The organism is Streptomyces sp. URMC 126 (assembly GCF_051386555.1).
Lineage (GTDB): Bacteria > Actinomycetota > Actinomycetes > Streptomycetales > Streptomycetaceae > Streptomyces.
Genome location: NZ_JBPQTX010000470.1, coordinates 1 through 3,904, shown reverse-complemented (window position 1 = coordinate 3,904; position 3,904 = coordinate 1). Strand labels below are relative to the sequence as shown.

Genomic DNA, 3,904 nt, shown 5'->3' with positions numbered 1-3,904 from the left:
GCCCTCCGCGACGGCGCCGGGCGGAGGCGGCCGGACCGGGCCGCGCGCACGACGTCCCAGCACCCGGCCGCCCGCCCCGCCCTCCACCGGGAACACCGGGCCGCGTTCGCCGGCCGGCCCCCTGACCGGGCCCGGCCGTGAGAGACCGGCCGGAACGGCCCCGCCGCCCGCGCCCCAATGGTCTACGCCTTCCCCGCGCGGCTCCCCGCACGCCCTCCAGGCATGACCGGTTCCCGGCGCCGGCCCGCGCGTTTCGCCCTCCGTTTGGGGGTACAGGGCAATGGGGCTTACCGACAGGAGGGCACCCGGAGTGACCGACGAGAGCATTGCCTACGGCGAAGGCGCGACCCGGACGGTCAACATGGACGAGGCCGAGGCGCTGGTCCGCGGCATCTGTTTCAAGACCGGACCGCCCCGCCTCCTCGGCGTCGAGCTGGAATGGCTCGTCCACGACCTGCGCGAACCGACCCGCCCGGTCGAAGCGGCCCGGCTGAACGCCGCCGCCGACCGGCTCCGCAAGCTCCCGCTGCGCTCGCTGCTCACCATCGAACCCGGTGGCCAGATCGAGTTCAGCTCGCAGCCCGCCGACTCCCTCACCGCCTGCGTGGACGAGGTCGCCGCCGATCTCGACCTGGCCCGGGCCGAGTTGAAGGAGCTCGGGCTCTTCCTGGCCGGTTACGGCAAGGAGCCCTGGACCCATCCGGACCGGGTGGTGGGGACCCGCCGCTACGACGCGATGGAGGTCTACTACGACCGCTGGAACGGGGCCGGCCGCACGATCATGTGCCGGACGGCGTCCGTCCAGGTGTGCGTCGACGCCGGCGGCGAGGGCCCCGGGCCGCTCGGCTTCGACCGCCGCTGGCGGTACGCGCACCTGCTGGGCGCGGTGCTGGCCGCCGCGTTCGCCAACTCGCCACTGCACCTGGGGCGGCCCACCGGCTGGCGCTCCACCCGCCAGGCCACCTACGCCCGGATGGATCCGGGCCGCACCCTCGCCCCCGCCGAGCACATGGAGCCGAGGGCGGCCTGGGCCGAGTACGCGCTGGACGCGGAGGTGATGTTCATCCGGCGCGAGGAAGGACCGTGGCAGCCCGTACAGGGCCTGCCGCTCCGCGAGTGGCTGCGGACCGGCGAGCCGCGGCCGGTCACCGCGGGCGATGTGATCTACCACCTGACCACGCTGTTCCCGCCCATCCGGCCACGCGGCCACCTGGAGATGCGCATGATCGACGCGCAGCCGGGCGAGGACGGCTGGCTGGTGCCGCTCGCGGTGACGGCCGCGTTGTTCGACGACCCGACGGCCGCCGAGACCGCGTACCGCGCGGTGAAGCCGCTGGCCGACGCGGCGGGCGGGGAGCCCACCCCGCGCAACCCGCTGTGGCGCCGGGCCTCCCGGCACGGCCTGGCCGACCCGGACCTGCGGGCCGCCGCCACCGGCTGCTTCGCGGCGGCGCGCGAGGCGCTGCCCCGACTGGGGGCCTCGCCCCGGGTCCTGGAGGCGGTGGACGAGTTCACCGCCCGGTACGTGGCGCGGGGCCGCTGCCCCGCCGACGACCTGCTGGACCTGATCGCGGACCGGCCCGTCGGCGCGGAGTACGGCTCGTGACCGCCGTCGGGCCGGAGGCCACCGGGCGGGGGCCCGCCGAGCGGGAGACCCCCCGCCCGGAGAACGCCGGAGGGGCCCCCGCCGGAGGAACTCCGAGCGGAGGGGCGGCGGTCCCATGGAGGGCCACCGGGGGCGAGACCACCACACCGGAGGCCGCCCCGCGAGAAACCACCGCACCGCAGCACGACGACACGGACCCCGGAGCGCTCCGGCAGCGCGCAGTGGACGTCCTCCTCGCGGCCCGTGAGCGCACCGCCGCGCTCACGGGCTGCGTCCCGGACCCGGAACTCGTCGCACAGTACTCGCCGTTGATGTCCCCGCTGGTGTGGGACCTGGCCCACATCGGCAATCAGGAGGAGCTCTGGCTGCTGCGCGCCGTGGGCGGGCACGCGGCGCTGCGGCCGGAACTGGACTCCGTCTACGACGCGTTCGAGCACCCGCGCGCCGAGCGTCCCAAGTTGCCGCTGCTCCCTCCGGACGAGGCCCGCCGCTATGTGGCGGACGTCCGCGGGCGGGCGCTGGACGTCCTCGACCGGGCGCCGGTCGGCGTCGACGGCGGCGCCGGCCCGCTGGTGCGGGCGGCGTTCGCCTTCGGGATGATCGCCCAGCACGAGCAGCAGCACGACGAGACCATGCTGATCACCCACCAGCTGCGCGCCGGGCCGCCCGTGCTCACGGCGTCGGAGCCGCCGCCCGCCGCACCTGACACCGAGTCGCTGCCCGTCGAAGTGCTGGTCGAGGGCGGCCCGTTCACCATGGGCACCTCGACGGAGCCGTGGGCCCTGGACAACGAGCGGCCGGCCCACGAGCAGGTGGTGGCCCCCTTCTTCCTCGACACCCTGCCGGTGAGCAACCGGGCGTACGCGCACTTCGTCGAGGACGGCGGGTACCGCGACCCCCGTTGGTGGCACCCCGAGGGCTGGGCCCAGGTGCGCGGGCACGGGCTGGGCGCGCCGCTGTTCTGGCGGCGTGACGGCGGGACGCCGGGCGGCTGGCTGCGGCGCCGGTTCGGCGTGGTGGAGCCGGTGCCGCCGGACGAGCCGGTGCTGCACGTGAGCTGGTACGAGGCCGCCGCGTACGCCGCGTGGGCCGGGCGGCGACTGCCCACGGAGGCGGAGTGGGAGAAGGCGGCCCGGTACGACCCGGCGTCCGGCCGCTCCCGCCGCTACCCGTGGGGCGACGAGGATCCGACGCCCGCGCACGCCAACCTCGGCCAGCGTCATCTGCGTCCGGCTCCCGTCGGCGCCTACCCGCGCGGCGCGTCGCCGCTGGGCGTCCGGCAGTTGATCGGCGACGTGTGGGAGTGGACGGCGAGCGACTTCCTGCCGTACCCCGGCTTCCGGGCGTTCCCCTACCGCGAGTACTCGGAGGTCTTCTTCGGGAGCGCGTACAAGGTGCTGCGGGGCGGCTCGTTCGGGGTGGACCCGGTCGCCTGCCGGGGCACGTTCCGCAACTGGGACCTGCCGGTGCGCCGGCAGATCTTCGCCGGCTTCCGCACGGCGCGCGACCCGGAGCCGTGCTGATGTGCCGGCACCTGGCCGTGCTGGGCCCTCAGGCCCCGCTCGGCGCGTCCGTCGCCGATCCGCCGTACTCCCTCGTCCGGCAGTCGTGGGCGCCGCGCCGGCAGCGGCACGGGACGGTGAACGCGGACGGGTTCGGCGTCGGCTGGTACGCGGACGGCGACCCGCGGCCCGCCCGCTACCGCCGGGCCGGGCCGGTGTGGGCGGACCCGTCCTTCGCCGACCTGGTGCGGGTGGTCCGGGCCCGGGCGCTGCTGGCGGCGGTACGGGACGCGACCGGGCCGAGCGCGGACGGCGAGGCCGCCGCGGCCCCCTTCGCCTCGGGTCCGTGGCTGTTCAGCCACAACGGCGCCCTGACCGGCTGGCCGGAATCCGCCGCGCCGCTCGTCCCGTCGCTGCCCGCCGCGGCCCTGCTGCGGTTGGAGGCGCGCTGCGACTCGGCGTTCGTCTGGGCGCTGGTGGCGCGCCGGCTGGACGAGGGCGAACCGCCGGACCGGGCGCTCGCGTCCGCCGTCACCGCCCTGGCCCAGGCGGCGCCGGGCTCCCGGCTGAACCTGCTGCTCACCGACGGCTCGTCGGTCGCGGCCACGGCGCACGGGGACTCCCTGTGGTACCTGGCCGGTCCGGGCGAGCGGATCGCGGTGGCGTCGGAGCCGTACGACGACGACCCGCGCTGGACCGAGGTGCCGGACGGCACCGTGCTGTCGGCCGACCGGACCCGGGTCGCCCTGTCGTCCCTGTGAGGCCCCTCCCCCGCGCCGTCCCCGGGACCGGTGCC

Annotated in this window: 3 protein-coding genes; all 3 read left to right on the top strand. The window is 76.6% G+C overall.

Annotated features, from left to right (window positions below; genetic code table 11):
- The first annotated feature begins 361 nt into the window (after window positions 1–361).
- A complete protein-coding gene (gene egtA / locus ACSNOK_RS31510) occupies window positions 362–1,606 on the top strand; it encodes an ergothioneine biosynthesis glutamate--cysteine ligase EgtA (RefSeq protein WP_436784214.1) in 1,245 nt (414 codons plus the stop codon).
- A gap of 221 nt (window positions 1,607–1,827) precedes the next feature.
- On the top strand, window positions 1,828–3,129 hold the full coding sequence (gene egtB / locus ACSNOK_RS31505) for an ergothioneine biosynthesis protein EgtB (RefSeq protein ID WP_436784213.1): 1,302 nt from the start codon (window positions 1,828–1,830) through the stop codon (window positions 3,127–3,129).
- Window positions 3,129–3,869 (top strand): ergothioneine biosynthesis protein EgtC, encoded by a 741-nt coding sequence (gene egtC / locus ACSNOK_RS31500; protein WP_436784212.1) that lies wholly within the window; start codon window positions 3,129–3,131, stop codon window positions 3,867–3,869. The genes egtB and egtC overlap by 1 nt, the downstream gene beginning before the upstream one ends.
- Window positions 3,870–3,904: the final 35 nt, after the last annotated feature.